Below are 17,144 nucleotides of genomic sequence, written 5' to 3' on the forward strand. Positions count from 1 at the left end.
ACGCAGGTCGTGGCGGTACTACAGTGCCGTCGGCACGGGGCGCGCGTGCGTTGCGGGAGGGGACCCGATGGCTGGATCCGGAGTGTTGGCGAAGGTGGCCGGCGCGGTGGGCGGGAAGACGGCCGCGGTGGTCGCGGCGGGGGTCGTGGTGGTCGCGGGTGCGGCCGGCGCGGGGGTGTGGTGGACCTCGCAGGGGCCCGAGCCGGTGGTGGTGGTCCAGCGCAGTACGTCGGTGTCGGTGCCGGCGGGCGGGGAGCAGCTGACGGTGGCGGGCTGTCTGCCGCACGAGACGGCGCTGGGCGGCGGGTACGCGATCGCCGGGTCGGGGTTCGCGACGAACAGCCATTTCATCGGGGGTGCGTGGCTGGCGTCGGCGTTCAACCCGGGTGACGCGCCCTCCACGTTGACCTCGTACGCGTTGTGCGTGAACGCGAAGCCGCAGGTGGAGGGCGGCTACGACTTCCAGTGGTCGACGTACGCGTTCCTGGACAGGGCGAGCAAGTTCCCGCCTCCCGGGGGCACTCATGACGTGACGACCGAGGGGCCGTTCAAGGGGGTGACGGTCACGACGACGGCCACCCCGCACTGCGGGGACGGGTTCACGATGGTGGGCTCGGAGTTCAAGGCCGACCGGGTCCTGAAGGGGCGGCCGGTGGCGCCGGTGCCGCTGGATCAGCTGACGCCGCTGGCGGCGGCACCCGGTCCGGACGGTAAGGCGGCCGGCGGGAGCGACTTCATCACGCATCTGAACCCGGGTACGGAGTTGAGTTCCCGTCCGTTCCCGTTGAAGGACTCCTCCGACGTGCTGCGCATGACGCAACTGCAGGCTCCGCAGCCGCCGCAGGCGAACTTCGCGGTGGGGGTGCGGCCGGTCTGCGTGAAGCTGAAGAGCGTGTCGGTGGTGACGGCCCAGGTGGCGGTCGCGGCGGGTGGCAGCGCGCAGGCGACGGTGGCCTGTCCGAAGAACCGGCTGCTGCTGGGGGGCGGGTTCATCTTCCCGGCGGCCAACGAGCACGGTGCGCCGGAGGCCCCGCAGCGGTATTTCGGGGACGGCTGGCTGTTCGCGGGGACGGACGGTCCGGCGGTGGCGGGTACGCCGTCGGGGGGCCGGGTGCGCGAGTGGCATGTGACGGGGGTGAACCAGCAGAAGCCGGACGGGCTGTACCACGATTCGGCGTGGGTGGAGCACAGTGACGCCGAGACCTCGACGGGCAACGTCTACCTGGACGCGCAGGCGCACGGAGGGGACGACCAGATGCTGCGGCCCTCCTCGGTACCGGACGCCCAGCCGATGATCGCGAGTGCGGTGTGCGCGACGATCGACGCGAAGGCGACCTCGCCGTCGAAGTCGAAGGGGCCCGCGCCGACGTCGGTGGGGCGGCCGGACGTCCCTTCGGTGCCGGGGGTGACGGATCCTTCCGTTCCGGCGTCGGGTTCGCCGTCGGGGTCCCCCTCCGCCTCTCCGTCTCCGTCGCCGTCCACGGGGCACAGTGCCCCGCCCTCGTCCGGCTCCCCGAACTCCCCCTCCCCCGGCCGCCCCACGAACGGCGGGAACCCGCAGCCGTCGACGAGCGCCCCGCAGCAGCCGCAGCCCCCGGCGGTGGCGATCCGGCAGCCGGGGAGCGGCGGGCAGCTGCGGCGGGGCTGCGAGGAGAGCTTCTCCGCCTCGGCGCGGACCCGGCCGGGTGACCGGGCCATCACCGATCCGCAGTACACGTCCTGGCAGCTGAAGGGCCCGAACGGGGCGGTGGCGGTGGGGGCGGGTCCGTCGGGCGGCTTCCTGGTGCCGCTGCTGCCGGACGGGACGTATCCGCTGGTGTTCACCGCGACCGACCCGGACAGCGGCCTGACGGCCAGTGCCCAGGTGTCGGTGCGGATCGTCGGCTGTATCCGGTAGGCCGGTGCCTCAGGAGGCCTCGGCCCCGCGGACGCGCAGGGTGCGGGCGAGGTCGTCGAGCTGGTCGACGAGGACGCGGCGCATCATCGGGGTGATCCCGGGGTCTTCCAGGGCGGCGTGGCCGGCCTGGAGGTTGGCCTCGTCGGCGTGGTGGGCGGGGAAGGCCCAGCGGCCGGCGGCTTCGCCGATGGCGGGGCCGCGGCGGGCTCCGACGGCGATGGCCTCGGGGTAGTAGCGGGTGACGTAGTCCTGGAGGAGTGCGGTCTGTTCGGGCTGCCAGAAGCCCTGTGCGGTGGCGGTGAACAGGTAGTTGGACAGGTCGTCGTCGTGGAAGAGGCGCTGCCAGGCGGCGGCCTTGGCCTCGTCGGTGGGCAGGGCGGCGCGGCAGCGGGCGGCGCCCTGGCGGCCGGTGGCGCTGGGGTCGGCGTCGAGGGCGGCGTCGATGGCGTCCTCGTCGATCGCGCCGAGGACGGCGAGGCGGGCGAGGATGCGCCAGCTGAGTTCGGGGTCGAGTTCGGGGCCGCCGGCGACGGTGCCGTCGGCGAGCCAGGCGGCGATGGTGTCGGGCTGGGTGGCGCTGTCGATGAAGGCGCGTACGGCGGCCAGGCGCAGGCCGGGCTCGGTTCCGTCCTCGGTGCGGCGCAGGAGGTCGCGGGCGATGGTGGTGAGGGCGGTGAGGGCGGCGGTGCGTTCGGCGGGGGCGGTGTAGAGGTCGGCGACGTGGTTGCGGGCGAAGCCGAGGACGCCCTGGACGACGGCGAGGTCGCTCTCGTCGGGCAGGTGGGCCTCGGCGGTGGCGAGGTAGGTGGCGGGGTCGAGTTCGCCGTCGCGGACCATGTCGCGCAGGGAGCCCCAGACGACGGCGCGGGTGAGGGGGTCGGGGATGCGGGAGAGGCCGCGCAGGGCGGTTTCGAGTGAGGTTTCGTCGAGGCGGATCTTGGCGTAGCCGAGGTCGCCGTCGTTGAGGACGAGGAGGTCGGGGCGGGGGCCGGTGGCGGAGATGATCTCGTCGGTGGGGACGTCGAGGTCGAGGAGTGCGGTGCGCTCCAGGAGGCCGTCGGTGGCGCGGGTGTAGGTGCCGGCGGTGATGCGGTGGGGGCGGCTGCCCGAGCGGTCGACGGTGAGGGTCCAGCCGCCGGAGCCTTCCTGGATCCTGGGGGTGAGGGTGTCGATGCCGGTGGTGCGCAGCCAGATGCCGGCCCATGCGTGGACGTCGCGGTCGGTGTGGGCGGCGAGGGAGTCCACGAAGTCGGCGAGGGTGGCGTTGGCGAACTTGTGGCGGGCGAAGTGGGTGTTGATGCCGGCGAGGAAGTCCTTCTCGCCGAGCCAGGCGACGAGCTGGCGCAGGGCGGAGGCGCCCTTGGCGTAGGAGATGCCGTCGAAGTTGAGGAGGGCCGAGGCGGTGTCGGGGACGTCGTCGGGGCCGGGGGCGACGGGGTGGGTGGAGGGGCGCTGGTCGGCGGCGTAGCCCCAGGGCTTGCGCTCCATGCCGAACTCGGTCCAGGTGCCGGTGAAGCGGGTGGCTTCGGTGAGGGTCTGGTAGCCCATGTATTCGGCGAAGGACTCGTTGAGCCAGATGTCGTCGAACCAGGCGAGGGTGACGAGGTCGCCGAACCACATGTGGGCCATCTCGTGGGCGATGACCATGGCGCGGCGCTGGCGTTCGGTGTCGGTGACGGCGGAGCGGAAGACGAACTCGTCGCGGAAGGTGACCAGGCCGGGGTTCTCCATGGCGCCGGCGTTGAACTCGGGGACGAAGGCCTGGTCGTAGGAGTCGAAGGGGTACGGCTCGGTGAACTTCTCGTGGTAGCGGTCGTAGCAGGCGGTGGTGACGGAGAGGATCTCGTCGGCGTCGGCGTCGAGGTGGGGGGCGAGGGACTTGCGGCAGTGGATGCCGAAGGGGAGTCCGGCGTGCTCGGTGGTGACGCTGTGCCAGGGGCCCGCGGCGACGGCGGCGAGGTAGGTGGAGATGACGGGGGTGGGGGCGGAGGTCCAGGTGCCGGCGCCGTCGGCCTCGCGGTCGCCGGTGCGGGTGGTGATGCCGTTGGCGAGGACGGTCCAGTGGGCGGGGGCGGTGACGGTGAACTCGAAGACGGCCTTCAGGTCGGGCTGGTCGAAGGCGGTGAAGACCCGCTGGACGTCGTCCATGAACATCTGGGTGTAGACGTACGTCTCCCCGTCGGCGGGGTCGGTGAAGCGGTGCAGGCCCTCGCCGGTGCGCGAGTAGCGCATGCGGGCGTCGACGCGCAGCTCGTGGGGGCCTTCGGTGAGGCCGGTGAGCGGGAGGCGGTTGTCGTCGAGGGCGGCGGTGTCGAGGGGGTGGCCGTCGAGCGTGGCGGAGCGCAGTTCCTCCGGCTTCAGTTCCACGAAGGTGTCCGCGGGGGTGCGGGCGCTGAAGCGGATGACGGTGGTGGAGTCGAAGGTCTCTTCGCCGGTGGTGAGGTCGAGGGTGACGGCGTAGTGGTGGACGTCGAGGAGCTGGGCTCGGAGCTGCGCTTCGTTGCGCGTCAGTGCGGGCATGGGGCCCATGCTGCCGGATGGGGGGCCGGGGTCCTAGAGGGTGTCTGATGGACGGCCGGGGCGGGGGTGTCGCCCGCCCCGGGGGCGGTCAGTCCTCGCCGGCGGCGATGGTCTCGTGGTGGCGGATGACCTCGGCGATGATGAAGTTGAGGAGCTTCTCGGCGAAGGCCGGGTCGAGCTTGGCGTTCTCGGCGAGCTGGCGCAGGCGGGCGATCTGGCTGGCCTCGCGGCCGGGGTCGGCGGGGGGCAGGTGGTGGCGGGCCTTGAGGTGGCCGACCTGCTGGGTGCATTTGAAGCGTTCGGCGAGCATGTGGACCACGGCCGCGTCGATGTTGTCGATGCTGTCGCGCAGGCGGGCCAGTTCGGCGGTGACGTTCTCGTCGATCGCGTCGGGGTCGGTGACGCTGTCGCGGTCGGTGGTGTTCATGGTCACCGAGCTTACGTGGCGGGCGGGCGTGTGACCTCTGGCATGTCGCTGGGTGAGACGGGCTGCTCGGCGGGGGTTCACAGGGGCAGCAGGGCGGTGACGAGCCAGCCGCCTTCGGGGGCGGGGCCGGCGGTGAGGCGGCCGCCGAGGGCTTCGGCGCGTTCGGTCATTCCGGCGAGGCCGTAGCCGCCGCCGCGGGCCTTCTCGGAGAGCCGGGCGGGGTGGCCGCCGTCGTCGGCGACGCGTACTTCGAGGCCGGCGGGGACGGTGCGCAGGCCGATGCGGACGGCGGTGGCGCTGGCGGCGTGTTTGGCGATGTTGGTGAGGGCTTCGAGGACGATGCGGTGGGCGGTGGCGGCGACGTCGCCGGGGATGCGGTCCTCCAGGCCCTGTTCGATGTAGAGGACGACGGGCGGGCCGGCGAAGCGGCGGGCGAGGTCGCGGATGTCGGCGAGGCCGGCGACGGGGGCGGTGGCGGGGGCCGTGGGGGTGCCGTCGTCCTCGCGCAGGACGTGGACGAGGCGGCGCATGGAGCCGAGGGCTTCGTCGCCGGCGGCTTCGATGCGGCCGAGGACCTCGGCGGCGCGTTCGGCGGTGACGCGGGTGAAGCGGGCGGCGCGGGCCTCGACGACGATGCCGGTGACGTGGTGAGCGACGAGGTCGTGGAGTTCGCGGGCGAGTTCGAGGCGTTCGGCGGTGCGTACGGCGTGCAGTTCGCGCAGGCGCTGCACGGACTGCAGGCGCAGCAGGAGCGAGTAGGCGGTGACGACGACGGTGAGGACGGAGAAGAGGAGGGTGAAGCGGCCGGGGTTGGTGTCGCGTACGGGTACGGCCATGCAGCCGAGGCCGAGGAGGGGGCCGAGGACGGCGGCGGTGCGGGCGGGGGTGCGCAGCAGGACCTGGGAGAGGAGGACGAGGAGGGCGATGGCCTCGCCCGCGCCCCAGACGATGGTGGGCCGTTCGCCGAGGACGAGCAGGAGGGTGACGGTCCAGGTGGTGGCGGCAGCGAACCAGGCGCGGGCGAGGAGGGGCAGGCCGGGCCAGGGGGCGGCGCTGAGGCAGACGAGGATGCCGGAGACCCAGACGGTGGCGTGCGGGGGGCTGGGCTGGCGGGCCAGGACGATGCCTTCGAAGGTGACGAGGGCCAGGAGGAGTACGCAGAGCAGGAGCCGGATCCGGACGGCGGCGCGGGGGTGGCGGCGGGCCCAGGAGGCGAGGGGGCTCACCGGCTTTCACGCGGTGGTGGCGGCGAGGCCGCTTTCCCAGGCCCAGGCGGCGATCTCGACGCGGTTGCGGGCGGTGAGCTTGGCCTGGACGTTGGCCAGGTGGGTTTTGACGGTGGACAGGGAGACGTAGAGCTCGGCGGCGATCTCGGCGTTGGTGAGTCCGCGGGCGAGGCAGCGCACGACGTCCTGTTCGCGTTCGGTGAGGGGGTCGGAGGGGCGGCGGGCGGCCTGGGGGCCGGCCATGCGGGGGGCCATCTCGCGCAGCAGGCGGACGGTGATGGCGGGTGAGACGAGGGCGTCTCCGGCGGCCGCGGCGCGGACGGCTTCGACGAGCATGGCGGGGCTGGCGTCCTTGAGGAGGAAGCCGGAGGCGCCGCCGTGGAGGGCCGCGTGGACGTATTCGTCGAGGTCGAAGGTGGTGACGATGACGATGCGCGGGGTGTCCTGGCCGGAGAGGCGGCGGGTGACTTCGAGGCCGTCGACGCGGGGCATGCGGATGTCGAGGAGGAGGACGTCGGGGCGGTGGGCGGCGACGGCGTCGAGGGCCTGCTGTCCGTCGGCGGCGTCGGCGACGACCTCGATGTCGGGCCGGCTTTCGAGGATCATCCGGAAGCCGGTCCTGACCATGTCCTGGTCGTCCGCGATGACCACTCTGATCGTCATGCGCTGCCTGCCCCACTGTCGCGCCGTCGCCCGGTCGCCGGTCGCCCGCTGCCGCCGGCGGGCCCGCCCCGGCGGGTACCGGGGTGTCCCCGTCCATGGGACCCGGGGGTGCGGCGGCCCGCAACCGGACGGCCGGGGGGCTCGCCCTTCCGGCCGGTTCGGGTCCGGCCGGAAGGGCGAGGTGCGCGGGCGGGGGTGCGGGGGCCGGCCGGGGGTCCGGGCCGGCGGTGTGGGTGCGGGGTTGTGGGGGGTGCGGGGCCGCGGAGGGGTGGGGGGTGGCGGGCCCTAGAGGCCTGCGGCGGCGTTGCGGATGTCGGCGGCGAAGGTGGAGACCTCGGAGTAGACCCCGGGGTATCCGGCCCGGGCGCAGCCCTCGCCCCAGCTGACGATGCCGACCTGGATCCAGGCGTTGTTGTCGTCGCGGCGGAACATGGGGCCGCCGGAGTCGCCCTGGCAGGTGTCGGTGCCGCCCTGGTCGTAGCCGGCGCAGATCTCGTCGGAGGGGACGAGGGAGTCGCCGTAGGCGGCCTGGCAGGCGGCGTCGGAGACGAAGGGGACGGTGGCCTTGAGGAGGTAGCGCTGCTGGGCTCCGCCTTCGCGGGCGGCGCCCCAGCCGGCGACGGTGAAGGTGCCGTTGTCGTAGGCCTTGGTGTCGGCGATCTTCAGGGTGGGGAGGTTGACCGGCTTGGCGAGCTTGATGAGGGCCCAGTCCTTGCCCTGGCCGTTGTAGCCGGGGGCCTGGAGCACCTTGGTGGACTTGACCTTGATGGCGCTGCTGCTCTGGAGGTCGACGACGCCGGCGGTGGCCGTGATGGAGGTGTTGTTGCCGGAGCCGTTCACGCAGTGGGCGGCGGTGAGGACGATCTGCTGGGTGTAGAGGGCGCCGCCGCAGCCCATGGAGAGGCGGACCATGAAGGGGAACTCGCCCTGGGCGGCGCGGGTGCCGCCGACGACGGGGGTCGGGGAGGCGCTGGCGCCGGTGGGCTGGAGGCTGACGGCGGCGAGGGCCACGGCGCCGACGGCGAGGCCGCGCTTGAGGATTGTGGCAAGAGTGGACACGGTCAACACACTGCCTTTCGTGGGGGGTTGGGCTGTGCGCGCCATCCGGTGAATGACGCGTCCATGACACACCCGCCCCCGGGAGGGCAACAAGAACGCGTTTTCGGACAATCCCCGCCACCCGGCGGACGGCGCGACACCGATTCACCCCACGGCCACGAAAAGTTTCCTACCGGCCAGTAGACACGGGTGGGATTCTGGCCAACTCTGGGCACGTACATGCCAATCCCCCGCAGACACCAATCCCCGGTATATGCCGAGCCGTTCCGAGGAGCGCCCCCCATGCGCAGCACCCGCCGCACCCGCACGTCCCGTACCGCCGCCGCGACCGTGGCCGCCGCAGCCGCCGTGATGACCCTGCTGCCGGCCGGCGCCGCCGCCGCGGCCCCGGCCGCCGCGCCCGCCACGGCTCCCGCGCCGGTCACGGCCCCGGCGACGGTCACGGCCTCCGCGCCGGGCGGCAACGCGGCGATCCTCGGCATCGACTACGCCACCTGGCAGCGCGACGTGGCCGCCGTCATCGACACCGCCCGCCCGGCCATCGAGCAGCGGATCGCCGCCGCGCCGGCCGGCGAGAAGCCCGCGATCGTCCTGGACATCGACAACTCCTCCCTGGAGACGGACTTCCACTGGTTCTGGACGTTCCCGACCCCGGCGATCGACAAGGTCCGCGCGCTGACGCAGTACGCCAACCAGCGCGGGGTCGCGATCTTCTTCGTCACCGCCCGCCCGGGCATCGTGTACTCCCTGACCGAGCGCAACCTCAAGACCGTCGGCTACCCGGTGACCGGGCTGTACGTGCGCGATCTGCCGGCCCTGTTCGAGCAGGTCAGCGCGTACAAGACGGCCAAGCGCGCCGAGATCGAGGCCCGCGGTTACACGATCATCGCCAACATCGGGAACAACGAGAGCGACCTGGTCGGCGGCCACGCCGAGCGCACCGTCAAGCTCCCGGACTACGGCGGCAAGCTCTCCTGACGCCCCGGCGCGGACGCGCCCCTGCACGGCCGCCGAATTCGGCGGGCCGCAAGCGGTTCGCGGACCCGGTGGGACGGGTAGTCATAGCCCATCGCACGAGTGCCGGGCCCGGCCCCTCGCCAGGGGGCCGGGCCCGGCGTCCGTTACCGGACCGCTACCCCTTCTTCTGCGCGGGGCACGTCTGCCAGGCGAGGTGGTAGAGCGTGCTCACGCCGGCGTCGGTGGAGTCCATGGCCATGAAGCTGGTGGCCGTCTGCGGGTTCGAGGTGCCGGCGTTCACCCGCAGCTCGGTGTTGATGTTGAAGTTGCGCTTCTCCCCGCACGGGGACCAGACGAGGTCCGCGTACTCCGTCTTGTCGCTGGTCTGCCAGTTGTCGTTCAGCGGGCCGGTGAAGGAGTGCGTGCGCTGGGTGGTCTGCGGCATCCCCTGGAAGTAGTAGTTCGCCCGCTCCTGGCCCGTGGCTCCGGGCTGCAGGAACGCGAAGCCCCGGTAGTCCGCCTGGACGATCGCGTAGGTGAACCCGGAGGGCACGTGGACGCGCAGGTTGAGCTGGCAGTTCTTGCGGAAGGCGGTCGGCGGGGCGCCGGGCCCGACCTGGGCGAGGTAGTCGCTGTAGGTGACGGTGAAGGCCGTGTTGTCGGGGGCCACGGCCACCTGGGCGGTGCCCTCGCGGCAGCCGGAGCCGTTCACGGTGGCGAGCTCGATCACGATCTTGTCGGGCGGGACGGTGATCGGCGGACGGCCGCCGCCGGACCCCGGGGCGGCGGCCCCGGCGGGAGCGGACGTCGCGATGAGCGCGACGGCCGCACCGGCGGTGAGCAGGGTGCGGGACAGGGAATGAGACATCGTTGTCACTCCTGGCTCCTGTTCCTGGTCCTGGGATTTCCTGCGGAAAGGCCCGGCTTCAGGCTGCGGGGCACTCCTTCCACTCGAAGTGGTAGACCGTGCTGACGCTGCCGTCGGTGGAGTCCATGCTCATGAAGCTGAGGTTCTGCGAGCCGGACGTGCCGCCGTAGACCCGCAGTTCGGTGTTGACGTTGAGGTTGCGCTCCTCGCCGCAGGGGGCCCAGACGAGGTCGGCGTAGTCGGTCTGGTCGCTCGCCTGCCAGTTGTCGGTGAAGGGGCCGTTGAACTGGTGGGTGCTGCGGGCGGTCTGGGCGCTGCCCTGGAAGTAGTAGTTCGCGCGTTCCTGGCCGTAGGCGCCGCGCTGGAGGTGGGCGAAGCCGCGGTAGTCGGCGCGGGCGACGGCGTACGTGAACCCCTGGGGGACGTGGATCCGCAGGGCCAGCTGGCAGTTCTTGCGGAAGTCCGTCCCGCCGGAGCCGGCGCCGGTCTGGGCGAGGTAGTTGCTGTAGGTGACGGTGAAGGCGGTGTTGTCGGAGGCGGCGGCGACGTCGGCGGTCCCCTGGGGACAGCCGGAGCCGTTGATCCCGGCGACCTCTACGGTGACGCGGCCGGGCGGGGGACGGAGGGGGTGGCGGGGCGGGCCTGCGCGGGGGTGGCCAGGGCCGTAAGGGCCGCCAGGGCCGTGACGGCGGCGCCGAGCGGGAGTCTGCGGAGGGGCACGAGGGGTCTCCGTTCGTGCGGAGGGGGCCCGGATTGGGCATGCACATGCCACCACGCTGGTGCTGGGCGGGGGAGGGTTCGATACGGCCATCGGGGGGCCGGGGGTGTCCGGTCCGTACCGGCTGGCCGATTCCGGCGACCTGCCGCCCGCCCCTCCGCCGGTCGGCGGCGTCCGCGTCCGGCGGGGGCCGCCCCCGCCGGACGTCCGGATGTCCGGAACCCGGAGCCGTGGTCCCGCTGCGCGGAGCCGTCTCCCGGCCCCGCCCTTCACCCGTTCTCTGGGGTCTCCGCCCCGGACCCCGCGCCTCACACGCCGGTGGGGCTGGATGCGGGCGCGCCTGCTCCGTCGCCCGCGGCTGGATTTCGCGGAGCGGAATCGCAGGCCCGCGCCGGGGGCACCTCCCAGCGGCGCACCGGGCGCGCAGCGCCCGGTCTCGGGGTCAGGGGCCGGAACCCCTGGGAACGGCCGAAGGGCGGGTAGGGGACTTCGCCCCGCACGGCGGGACCCCGGCGCCGCCCGGCTACTGGGTGCCGTACACCGGGAGCGGTGGCCGCGCCTGGGTCAGGAGCTTGGCGGCGGCCTCGCCCGCCTCCGACGGGGTCCAGCGGAACCCCCGGTCCACCGTGGCCCCGGGCCGCCAGCCGTCCATCACGGTGATGCGCCCGCCCTCCGCCTCGAAGACCCGGCCCGTGACCCCGGCGGACGCCGCCGAGCCCAGCCACACCACCAGCGGTGACACGTTCTCCGGGGCCATCGCGTCGAAACCGCCCTCCGCCGGGGCGGCCATGGTCTGCGCGAAGGTCTCCTCCGTCATCCGGGTCCGCGCCGCCGGGGCGATGGCGTTGACCTGGATCCCGTACCGGCCCATCTCCGCCGCCGCCACCAGCGTCAGCCCGAGGATCCCCGCCTTGGCCGCGCTGTAGTTGCCCTGGCCCACGGAGCCCAGCAGCCCCGCCCCCGACGAGGTGTTGACGACCCGGGCCGCGACCGGCCGCCCGGCCTTCGCCTCGGCCCGCCACCAGGCGGCCGCCGCCCGCAGCGGCAGGAAGTGGCCCTTGAGGTGGACCCGCATCACCGCGTCCCAGTCGTCCTCCCCGAGGTTGACGAGCATCCGGTCCCGCAGGAACCCGGCGTTGTTGACGAGGGTGTCCAGCCGCCCGAACGCGTCGAGGGCGCAGGTCACCAGCGAGTCCGCGCCCTCGCCCGTCGCGATGTCCCCGCCGTGCGCCACCGCCTCCCCGCCCAGCTCCCGGATCTCCTCCACCACCCGCGCGGCAGGGCTCCCGGGCCCGGGGAGCCCGTCGAGTCCGACCCCGAGGTCGTTGACGACGACCCGCGCCCCTTCCGCCGCGAAGGCCAGCGCGTGGGCCCGGCCCAGCCCCCGGCCGGCGCCCGTCACGATGACCACCCGTCCGTCGGCGATACCCATGTCAGCTCTCCTCCCTCTCGATCCCCATCCCCGGCCGGCCCGACCACCGGACCGCCGGAACTCCCGAACGCCGGGCGGTCCCAGACCCGGGGGCCGTCAGTCCGCCCGTGCCTCAGGCCCCCCGCCCTCCCCCCGGTTCGCCGTGGCCGCCGACAGGAACGCCGGGCGTTCCCCGCCCCCGTGGAGCAGCAGGCTCGCCCCGCTCACGTACGCCGCGCGGTCCGAGGCCAGGAAGACCGCCGCCTCCCCCACGTCCGCCGGTTCCGCCAGACGGCCCAGCGGGACCGTGGCGGCGACCGCCGCGACTCCCGCCGCGTCCCCGTAGTGCAGGTGCGCCAGCTCGGTCCGGACCATGCCGAGGACCAGCGAGTTGACCCGTACCTCGGGGGCCCACTCCACGGCCATCGAGCGGGCCAGGTTCTCCAGCCCCGCCTTCGCCGCCCCGTACGCCGCCGTGCCCGGGGAGGGCCGGGTCCCGCTGACGCTGCCGATCATCACCACCGAGCCCCGGCTCTCCCGCAGCCACGGGTACGCGGCCAGCGAGGCCGTCAGCGGTGCCACCAGGTTGAGGGCGACCACCCGCGCGTGCCGCTGCGCCCCGCCCTCCCCCAGCAGCCGGTACGGGGTCCCGCCGGCGTTGTTGACCAGGCAGTCGAGCCGCCCGTACCGCTCCGCGACCCCGTCGGTGAACTCTCCGACCGCGGCCGGGTCGCGCAGGTCCACGGAGGTGAAGGCGGCCTCCCGGCCGCCCTCCGCCACCGGCCGGTCCGGCGGGCGGCGCGCGCAGACGGCGACCTCCGCGCCCGCCGCGAGGAACGCGCGGGCGATCCCGGCGCCGACGCCCCGGGTTCCGCCGGTGACGACCACGACCCTCCCCTTGAGCTCCATCGGCTGCTACCTTCCTCACCTAACAAATGTTTGGTGGAAAGGTAGCTGATCCGCTCATGGGTGTCTCCACCTCCAGCCCGGACAAGGGCATCGCACTCGTCACAGTGGACTTCCCGCCCGTCAACGCCCTTCCCGTGCACGGCTGGTACGAGCTCGCCGACGCCCTGCGCGCCGCCGGCCGCGACCCCGGGGTCCGCTGCGTGGTCCTGGCTGCCGGGGGCCGGGGCTTCAACGCCGGGGTCGACATCAAGGAGATGCAGCGCGACGCCGGCCACGCCGCCCTCATCGGCGCCAACCGCGGCTGCTACGAGGCCTTCGCCGCCGTGTACGAGTGCGAGGTGCCGGTGGTGGCGGCCGTGCACGGCTTCTGCCTGGGCGGCGGGATCGGCCTCGTCGGCAACGCGGACGCGATCGTGGCCTGCGACGACGCCGTCTTCGGGCTGCCCGAACTGGACCGCGGGGCCCTGGGCGCCGCCACCCACCTGGCCCGGCTCGTCCCGCAGCACCTGATGCGCGCCCTCTACTACACCTCGCGCACCGCCACCGCCGCCGAACTGCACGCGCACGGCTCGGTGTGGAAGGTGGTCCCGCGCGCGGAGCTGTCCGCCGCCGCCCTGGAACTGGCGGCCGAGATCGCGAAGAAGGACGGCACCCTCATCCGGCTGGCCAAGGCCGCCATCAACGGCATCGACCCGGTCGACGTGCGCCGCAGCTACCGCTTCGAGCAGGGGTTCACCTTCGAGGCCAACCTCAGCGGGGTCGCCGACCGGGTCCGCGACACCTTCGGGAAGGCACAGGAGGAGACCGTATGACGGACAAGACCATGACCCCCGACGAGGTGGTCGGGCGGCTGCGCAGCGGAATGACCCTCGGGATCGGCGGCTGGGGCTCCCGGCGCAAGCCGATGGCCCTGGTGCGGGCACTGCTCCGATCCGAGATCACCGATCTCACCGTGATCTCGTACGGCGGCCCCGACGTCGGGCTCCTCGCCGCCGCCGGACGCGTCCGCCGCCTGATCGCCCCCTTCGCCACCCTGGACTCCGTCCCGCTGGAGCCGCACTTCCGGGCCGCGCGCGAGAGCGGCTCCCTCGTCCTCACCGAGTACGACGAGGCGATGTTCATGTGGGGCCTGCACGCCGCCGCGAACCGCCTCCCCTTCCTGCCCGTCCGCGCCGGCCTCGGCTCCGACGTCATGCGGGTCAACCCGGAGCTGCGCACCGTGACCTCCCCCTACGCCGACGGCGAGGAGTTCGTCGCCGTCCCCGCCCTGCGCATGGACGCGGCCCTCGTCCACCTCAACCGGGCCGACCGCCTCGGCAACGCCCAGTACCTGGGCCCCGACCCGTACTTCGACGACCTCTTCTGCGAGGCCGCCGACGCCGCGTACGTCTCCTGCGAGCAGCTGGTGGAGAGCGCCGAGCTCGCCAAGTCCGGCCCCCCGCAGTCCCTCCTGGTCAGCCGGCACTCGGTCACCGGGGTCGTGGAGACCCCGAACGGCGCGCACTTCACCTCCTGCGCGCCCGACTACGACCGCGACGAGGCCTTCCAGAAGCTGTACGCGACCACCCCCTGGCCCGAGTTCGCGGCCCGCTTCCTCTCCGGGGCGGGCGAGCACGACTACCAGAGCGCCGTCCGGACCTGGCAGGAGGAACAGCGATGACCACGCGCGCCGAGTACTGCGTGATCGCCTGCGCCGAGGCCTGGCGCGGCGACGGGGAGGTACTGGCCAGCCCGATGGGCCTGATCCCCTCCTTCGGGGCGCGGCTGGCCAAGCGGACCTTCTCCCCCGACCTGCTGCTGACCGACGGCGAGGCGATGCTGGTGGGCCTGGACGGCACGGTGGAGGGCTGGCTCCCGTACCGCCGCCACCTGGCGATGGTCACCGGCGGGCGGCGGCACGTGATGATGGGCGCCAGCCAGATCGACCGGTACGGCAACCAGAACATCTCCTGCATCGGCGACTGGGAGCGGCCCTCCCGCCAGCTGCTGGGCGTGCGCGGCGCCCCCGTCAACACCCTCAACAATCCGGTGAGCTACTGGGTGCCCCGGCACTCCCCGAGGGTGTTCGTCGAGCGCGTCGACATGGTCAGCGGGGTGGGGTACGACCGCGCGGAGGCGGCCGGGCCGTCCGCGTCCCGCTTCCACCGGCTGCCGCGCGTGGTCAGCGACCTCGGGGTGTTCGACTTCGCCGGTCCCGGGCACGCGATGCGGCTGGCCTCCGTGCACCCGGGGGTCACGGTGGAGCAGGTCCGCGCGGCGACCGCCTTCGAGCTCGCGATCGGCGAGGAGGTCCCGTTCACCCGTGAGCCCACGGCCGAGGAGCTGCGGCTGATCCGCGAGGTGATCGACCCGAAGGGCCTGCGCGACCGGGAGGTGCGGGGCTGACATGGCGGAACGGGAGTGGCACACGGCGTTCACCAAGCTGGTCGGGGTCCGCTACCCGATCGTGCAGACGGGCATGGGCTGGGTGGCCGGCCCGCGGCTGGTGTCGGCGGCGGCGGAGGCGGGGGCGCTGGGCATCCTGGCCTCGGCGACGATGACGACGGAGCAGCTGCGCGCGGCGGTCCAGGAGGTGCGCTCGCGCACGGACGCCCCGTTCGGGGTGAACCTGCGGGCGGACGCGGGGGACGCGGCCGAGCGGGTCGGGCTGATCATCGACGAGGGCGTGCGGGTGGCGTCGTTCGCGCTGGCCCCGTCCCGGGAGCTGATCGCCCGGCTGAAGGACGCCGGGGTGGTGGTGATCCCCTCGGTGGGGGCGCGCCGGCACGCCGAGAAGGTCGCGGCCTGGGGCGCCGACGCGGTGATCGTGCAGGGCGGGGAGGGCGGCGGGCACACCGGGGACGTGGCCACGACGGTGCTGCTGCCCCAGGTGGTCGACGCCGTGGACATCCCGGTGGTGGCGGCGGGCGGTTTCCGTGACGGGCGGGGGCTGGTGGCGGCGCTGGCGTACGGGGCCGCGGGCATCGCCATGGGCACCCGGTTCCTGCTGACCTCCGATTCGACGGTGCCGGACGCCGTGAAGGCGGAGTACCTGAAGGCGACCGTCAAGGACGTCACCGTCACCACGGCGGTGGACGGGCTGCCGCACCGGATGCTGCGGACCGAGCTGGTGGCCTCCCTGGAGCGTGCCGGCCGTGCGCGGGCGCTGGCCCGGGCGGTGCGGCACGCCGCGGGCTTCCGGAAGCTGTCGGGGCTGTCGTGGTCTCGGATGGTGCGCGACGGCCTGGCGATGAAGCACGGCAAGGACCTGTCCTGGAGCCAGGTCCTGCTCGCCGCGAACACCCCGATGCTCCTGAAGGCGTCCATGGTCGAGGGCCGTACGGACCTCGGTGTCATGGCATCGGGCCAGGTCGCGGGGGTGATCGAGGATCTGCCGTCGTGTGCGGAGCTCGTCGACCGCGTCATGGCCGAAGCGCACACCGTGCTGGACCGGCTGCACGCGTCCGGTCCGCACCCGCTCGGCACCCTGCCACCACCAGGGTGATCCCCTTCTCCGTCACAGGAGTCGCCCGTATGAGACGTGCCCGCATCCGCCTGGCGACCGCGGCGACCGCCGCCGCGCTCGTCCTCGGAACCCTGCCCGCCGCCGCGTACGCGGCGGCGGCTCCGGCAACCGCGGCCCGTGCATGGCACCACCAGCTCCAGTCGCCGTCCCCGGCGATCCGGCAGATCCCGCTCCAGGGAGCCGTCAACCTCCGGGACATCGGCGGTTATTACACGTACGCCGGCGGCCAGGTCCGCCAGGGGCTGGTCTACCGCTCCGACGCACTGAACAAGCTGACCGCGGCGGACATCACCACCGTCTCCGGTCTCGGCCTCACGAAGGCCGTCGATTTCCGCATCCCGATGGAGCTCCAGTACGACGGCGCCGACAGGCTGCCGCCGGGGCTCTCCCCCACGTCCCGCCCGGTCAGCGACCTGGGCCTGTACGCCACCCTGGTCGGCGCAATATCCAGCGGCGACCCCGTCAAGCAGGAGCAGATGCTGGGCGGCGGGCGGGCCGAGGCCTACATGCGGGACGTCTACCGCACGTTCGTGACGAGCCCCGAGAACCGGGCGCAGTTCGCGGCGACGCTGCGGGAGATCGCGGACGGCGCCCAGGGCCCGCTGCTCTACCACTGCACCTCGGGCAAGGACCGGACGGGGTGGATGAGCTATGTCCTGCTGCGCGCGCTGGCCGTGCCGCAGGCGACGGCCGAGAGCGACTACCTGGCCTCGAACACCTTCCGGGCGGCGTACGACGCCCAGGTGCGCGCGGGTCTGAAGCAGTCGGGCCGGATGCAGAACCCGGACCTGCTGATCCCGCTTCAGGAGGTCCGCCAGGACTACCTGGACGCGGCGACCGCCCGGATGGAGGCCGACTACGGCAGCTTCTACGGGTATCTGACGGACGGTCTGGGCCTGGACCTGCGGACGCTGTCGAAGCTCCAGGGCAAGCTGGTCCGGTAACGCGTGAAGGTCCCGGCCGGGACGGGCCGGGAGGGCCGGG

The 17,144-nt window shown here is 73.4% G+C and carries 15 protein-coding genes and 1 pseudogene; 7 read left to right on the top strand and 9 right to left on the bottom strand.

Annotation, left to right across the window (positions count from 1 at the left end; translation table 11 throughout):
• Window positions 1-67: 67 nt before the first annotated feature.
• Entirely contained in the window at window positions 68-1,897 is a 1,830-nt protein-coding gene (locus B4U46_RS40040; RefSeq protein WP_148095249.1) for a hypothetical protein, read from the top strand.
• 9 nt (window positions 1,898-1,906) lie between these two features.
• On the opposite strand, the gene pepN is transcribed toward B4U46_RS40040, so the two are convergent.
• The 5 genes from pepN to B4U46_RS09565 all read right to left on the bottom strand — a co-directional run bounded on the left by pepN (window position 1,907) and on the right by B4U46_RS09565 (window position 7,837).
• Window positions 1,907-4,417: an aminopeptidase N gene (gene pepN, locus B4U46_RS09545; RefSeq protein WP_079431657.1), complete on the bottom strand. Its 2,511-nt coding sequence runs from the start codon at window positions 4,415-4,417 to the stop codon at window positions 1,907-1,909.
• Between the two features lie 88 nt (window positions 4,418-4,505).
• Window positions 4,506-4,844: a chorismate mutase gene (locus B4U46_RS09550; protein WP_079425853.1), complete on the bottom strand. Its 339-nt coding sequence runs from the start codon at window positions 4,842-4,844 to the stop codon at window positions 4,506-4,508.
• Window positions 4,845-4,921: 77 nt separating this feature from the next.
• Complete coding sequence (locus B4U46_RS09555; RefSeq protein WP_079425855.1) at window positions 4,922-6,070, bottom strand: sensor histidine kinase; 1,149 nt, start codon at window positions 6,068-6,070, stop codon at window positions 4,922-4,924.
• A 6-nt stretch (window positions 6,071-6,076) separates the two neighbouring features.
• The gene (locus B4U46_RS09560) at window positions 6,077-6,733 is read right to left on the bottom strand and encodes a response regulator (protein ID WP_079425857.1); all 657 of its coding nucleotides are present in this window, start codon (window positions 6,731-6,733) and stop codon (window positions 6,077-6,079) included.
• 285 nt (window positions 6,734-7,018) lie between these two features.
• Window positions 7,019-7,837: a serine protease gene (locus B4U46_RS09565; RefSeq protein WP_079425859.1), complete on the bottom strand. Its 819-nt coding sequence runs from the start codon at window positions 7,835-7,837 to the stop codon at window positions 7,019-7,021.
• Window positions 7,838-8,074: 237 nt separating this feature from the next.
• On the opposite strand from B4U46_RS09565, the gene B4U46_RS09570 reads away from it, so the two are divergent.
• Window positions 8,075-8,770, top strand: a complete 696-nt coding sequence (locus B4U46_RS09570; RefSeq protein ID WP_079425861.1) for an HAD family acid phosphatase — start codon at window positions 8,075-8,077, stop codon at window positions 8,768-8,770.
• A gap of 154 nt (window positions 8,771-8,924) precedes the next feature.
• Here B4U46_RS09570 and B4U46_RS09575 read toward each other — a convergent pair whose 3' ends face one another.
• The 4 genes and pseudogenes from B4U46_RS09575 to B4U46_RS09590 all read right to left on the bottom strand — a co-directional run bounded on the left by B4U46_RS09575 (window position 8,925) and on the right by B4U46_RS09590 (window position 12,655).
• Window positions 8,925-9,617 carry a DUF4360 domain-containing protein gene (locus tag B4U46_RS09575; protein ID WP_398908263.1) on the bottom strand — a complete coding sequence of 231 codons (693 nt, stop codon included), beginning with the start codon at window positions 9,615-9,617 and terminating at the stop codon, window positions 8,925-8,927.
• 58 nt (window positions 9,618-9,675) lie between these two features.
• A pseudogene (locus B4U46_RS09580) lies at window positions 9,676-10,337 on the bottom strand (DUF4360 domain-containing protein).
• A 521-nt stretch (window positions 10,338-10,858) separates the two neighbouring features.
• Complete coding sequence (locus B4U46_RS09585) at window positions 10,859-11,767, bottom strand: SDR family oxidoreductase (RefSeq protein WP_079425863.1); 909 nt, start codon at window positions 11,765-11,767, stop codon at window positions 10,859-10,861.
• Window positions 11,768-11,863: 96 nt separating this feature from the next.
• The gene (locus B4U46_RS09590; protein ID WP_079425865.1) at window positions 11,864-12,655 is read right to left on the bottom strand and encodes an SDR family oxidoreductase; all 792 of its coding nucleotides are present in this window, start codon (window positions 12,653-12,655) and stop codon (window positions 11,864-11,866) included.
• A gap of 56 nt (window positions 12,656-12,711) precedes the next feature.
• On the opposite strand from B4U46_RS09590, the gene B4U46_RS09595 reads away from it, so the two are divergent.
• The 5 genes from B4U46_RS09595 to B4U46_RS09615 are packed head-to-tail and all read left to right on the top strand — an operon-like array spanning window position 12,712 to window position 17,104.
• Window positions 12,712-13,467, top strand: coding sequence for an enoyl-CoA hydratase family protein (locus tag B4U46_RS09595; RefSeq protein ID WP_079425867.1), 756 nt, complete (start codon window positions 12,712-12,714; stop codon window positions 13,465-13,467).
• On the top strand, window positions 13,464-14,315 hold the full coding sequence (locus B4U46_RS09600) for a CoA transferase subunit A (protein ID WP_079425869.1): 852 nt from the start codon (window positions 13,464-13,466) through the stop codon (window positions 14,313-14,315). Before B4U46_RS09595 ends, B4U46_RS09600 begins: the two co-directional genes overlap by 4 nt.
• Window positions 14,312-15,040 carry a CoA-transferase subunit beta gene (locus B4U46_RS09605; protein ID WP_079425871.1) on the top strand — a complete coding sequence of 243 codons (729 nt, stop codon included), beginning with the start codon at window positions 14,312-14,314 and terminating at the stop codon, window positions 15,038-15,040. The genes B4U46_RS09600 and B4U46_RS09605 overlap by 4 nt, the downstream gene beginning before the upstream one ends.
• Before the next feature lies 1 nt (window position 15,041).
• Window positions 15,042-16,139, top strand: a complete 1,098-nt coding sequence (locus tag B4U46_RS09610) for an NAD(P)H-dependent flavin oxidoreductase (RefSeq protein WP_079425874.1) — start codon at window positions 15,042-15,044, stop codon at window positions 16,137-16,139.
• A gap of 29 nt (window positions 16,140-16,168) precedes the next feature.
• Window positions 16,169-17,104, top strand: coding sequence for a tyrosine-protein phosphatase (locus B4U46_RS09615; protein WP_167747576.1), 936 nt, complete (start codon window positions 16,169-16,171; stop codon window positions 17,102-17,104).
• The last annotated feature ends 40 nt before the right edge of the window (window positions 17,105-17,144 follow it).

Source organism: Streptomyces katrae, from assembly GCF_002028425.1.
GTDB classification, from domain to species: Bacteria; Actinomycetota; Actinomycetes; order Streptomycetales; family Streptomycetaceae; genus Streptomyces; species Streptomyces katrae_A.